Raw genomic sequence first — 2,896 nt, forward strand, 5'->3', positions numbered from 1 at the left:
GTGAAGCCCGCGAAGCAACTGCCGGGGTCCGGGGGGAGGCTCTCCCCCCGGCGGGTCCAGGGCGGAGCCCTGGTGGGTGCAGGGAGGCTCGGCGGATCGTCTTCAAATCGGTCCGCCGAGCCTCCCTGCGCAGAGGACCGGGACCGGCAGCATAGCCCTACCCGGTGAAGCCCGCGAAGCAACTGCCGGGGTCCGGGGGGAGGCTCTCCCCCCGGCGGGAGAGTGCAGAGAGGGCGGAGCCCTCTTTGCCCGCCGGAGGCCTCTTCTCCTGGCGCCTGGCCGCCCGCCTCCGAAGCAGCTCCTGCGGCCCGTCTATTTCGTCTGCCGGTCCATGAGCGTGGCCAGGGCTTTGAGGTGTCCGCGTTCCTCGTTGGCCAGGTCCAGGAGGGTCTGCCTGCCCTCGCCCTGGGCGTTGGCGGCGAAGCGCATGTAGAGGTCCATGGCCTGGGCCTCGATGCCCATGGCCATGTCCAGGGCGTCGCGGGGCGCGGCGGGCTGTTTGCGATCCGCGAGGATGTCCTGGGCGTCGCGTCCTCCCTCCATGGCCTTGTCCACGGCCTGGGCCTCCAGGTCTTCGATGCCCCGGCTTTCGGGGTGGTAGCCCTTGAAGAGGTGGTAGACCACCAGCTTGTGCTTGTCCTCGAAGCCCGCGAGCCGGTTGAAGAGGTCCTTGAGGCCCTGGTCCGGGAACTCGCCCGCGAGGCGCTGGTAGAACAGGCCCAGCTCTCGCTCCATGGAGTAGGCGAGTGCGAGGATGCGTTCGGGCGGTTCGTCGCCGGTGAGGTGGCGCATGCCGGTCTCGGGAGCGCCGGTGGCGGTTGCTCCGGTCCAGGCCATGATGCCGCCCAGGATGTTGGTCACGTCGGGATGCGCCTGGGCCAGCAGGGAGGCGGCGGCCGCGCTGCGCCGCCCGGAGTGGCAATAGACCAGCACGGGCGCGTCGTCCGGGACTTGGGCGCGTCGCTCCTCCAGTTCGCCCAGGGGAAGGAGTTTGGCCCCGGGCAGGTGGAATTCCTCGTATTCCCAGGGCTGGCGCACGTCGAGGACGAGGAGCCCGCCGGGGCGTTCCCTGGCGAGGAGCGCCTTGGCGGAGGCGGCGTCGATGTCCTTGGGCGGGTGGCTGTTCATGGGGCCTCCGGGGGCTTTGACGGTGAGCAGGAATCGGAAGTATTCGAGCAGGGCGTTGAGTTTCCGCACGATTTCCTCTAGGCAGTGAGCCGGCGGCAAGCCGAAGCGAGGCAGGACATGCAAGCACGTACGGGCCTCCCCTGGTGGCCGGGGGTTGTGGTTCTTGTGGCGGTATCCATCATGGCGGCGTGGGTTGTCAACGAAGCGCGGCCCGTGAAGCTCCCGTGGTGGTCCGATTTCCGGGCTGAGAAGGCGGCGCAGACCCAGCGCAAGGGCTTCCTTACGGTGGCCCCGGCCGAGGCCCGGGCCATGCTGGTGGCGGGCGCGCGCCTCTTCGTGGACGCGCGCGAGCCCGCCGAGTTCGAGGCCGGACGCATCCCCGGCGCGGTGAACGTGCCCGCCGAGGCGCTGCTCACGGGGATGGATTCGGTGCTGCCCGGCGTGGAGAAGGGGCGTCCGCTGCTGGTCTACTGCGGCGACCTGGCCTGCCCCAAGAGCAGGGACCTTGCCCAGGGGCTCAAGGAACTCGGCTTCGCGGACATCGCGGTGATGCCCGAGGGGCTTGAAGGCTGGCGCGCCGCAGGCGGCCCGGTGGAGGCGAAATGATGCGGGCGCTTTTCTTTCTTGCCAGGCTCGCGTTCGGCGCGGTGTTCGTCTACGCCGGGGCCGAGAAGATGGCCGACCCGGCCACGTTCGCGGACGTGATCTTCAACTACCGCATGCTGCCGGGACAGCTGGTCTACCCGGTGGCCCTTTTCCTGCCCGCGCTGGAGGTGGTGTGCGGCCTGGCCCTGTGGACGGGCTGCATGGCCCGCGCGGCGGCGGGCATCCTCAACCTGCTCATGATCGCCTTCATGCTCGGCCTGGGGCAGGCCATGCTCCGGGGCCTGGACGTGACCTGCGGCTGCTTCGGCGGCGCGGGCCAGGCCGTGACCGGCGAGACCCTGCTGCGCGACGCGGCGATCCTTGCCGTGGGCCTGCTGGCCCAGTGGGGCGCGGTGGTCCAGGCCAGGGACGACGCCGGAATTTAGCTCAGGGTTTCCAAGGCTTCCTCCAGGGTGTCGTAGGCCCGGTGCAGTTCGGCGGGCGCGAGGCACGCCGGGGGCATCAGGTAGAACACGTCGCCCAGCGGGCGCACGTAGAATCCGCGCTCCAGGAAGAAGGCCTTGATGCGCCTGCCCACGGCGGCTTCGTAGCCTACGCCCGAACCCGTCACGTCCACCGCGCCGATGGCCCCGCGCCAGCGGGGCCGCGCGAGTCCGTGGCGTCCCGCCAGCGCCTGGAGGCGCTGGGCGTGGACGGCCTCCAGGGCCTTGATGCGCCCGAGCGTCCCCTCCTCCCCGAACAGACCGAGCCCGGCCAGGGCCGCCGCGCAGCCCAGTGGGTTGGCGGTGAAGGAGTGGCCGTGGGCGAAGGCCCGGTCGAAAGTCTGGCCTGAGAATCCCTGGTAGACGGCCTCGGTGGCCACGGTGACGGCCATGGGCAGGAACCCGGCCGTGAGCCCCTTGGCCAGGCAGACGATGTCCGGGGCGAAGCCCACCTGTTCGCAGGCGAAGAGGGTCCCGGTGCGTCCGAAGCCGGTCATCACCTCGTCGTAGAGCACCAGCGCACCGGCCCGGCGGGCCAACTCCGAGAAGGCCTTCACGAATCCTGGCCGGGCCATGCGCATGCCCGAGGCGCCCTGCACCAGGGGCTCCAGGAGCACGCCCGCCACGTTGCCCGCGTGCACGGCGAAGTAGTTTTCGGTCACGGCCAGGGCCTGTGATTC

The 2,896-nt window shown here is 70.6% G+C and carries 4 protein-coding genes; 2 read left to right on the forward strand and 2 right to left on the reverse strand.

What is annotated here, in order from left to right:
- Positions 1–312: 312 nt before the first annotated feature.
- Positions 313–1,197 (reverse strand): rhodanese-like domain-containing protein, encoded by an 885-nt coding sequence (locus ACV4UX_RS18350; protein ID WP_491594725.1) that lies wholly within the window; start codon positions 1,195–1,197, stop codon positions 313–315.
- 48 nt (positions 1,198–1,245) lie between these two features.
- Between ACV4UX_RS18350 and ACV4UX_RS18355 the strand changes: the two genes are divergently transcribed.
- Entirely contained in the window at positions 1,246–1,734 is a 489-nt protein-coding gene (locus ACV4UX_RS18355; protein ID WP_491594726.1) for a rhodanese-like domain-containing protein, read from the forward strand.
- Positions 1,731–2,159, forward strand: a complete 429-nt coding sequence (locus tag ACV4UX_RS18360) for a MauE/DoxX family redox-associated membrane protein (RefSeq protein WP_491594727.1) — start codon at positions 1,731–1,733, stop codon at positions 2,157–2,159. Before ACV4UX_RS18355 ends, ACV4UX_RS18360 begins: the two co-directional genes overlap by 4 nt.
- Here ACV4UX_RS18360 and ACV4UX_RS18365 read toward each other — a convergent pair.
- A partial coding sequence (locus ACV4UX_RS18365; RefSeq protein ID WP_491594728.1) for an aminotransferase class III-fold pyridoxal phosphate-dependent enzyme occupies positions 2,156–2,896 on the reverse strand: 741 nt, incomplete at its 5' end. The genes ACV4UX_RS18360 and ACV4UX_RS18365 overlap by 4 nt on opposite strands.

It is taken from the genome of Fundidesulfovibrio sp., from assembly GCF_058402725.1.

What these genes read in the sequence shown, in the direction of transcription:
- ACV4UX_RS18355 (WP_491594726.1), top strand. Translation starts at nt 1,246, where the DNA reads ATGCAAGCACGTACGGGCCTCCCCTGGTGGCCGGGGGTTGTGGTTCTT.
- ACV4UX_RS18360 (WP_491594727.1), top strand. Translation starts at nt 1,731, where the DNA reads ATGATGCGGGCGCTTTTCTTTCTTGCCAGGCTCGCGTTCGGCGCGGTG.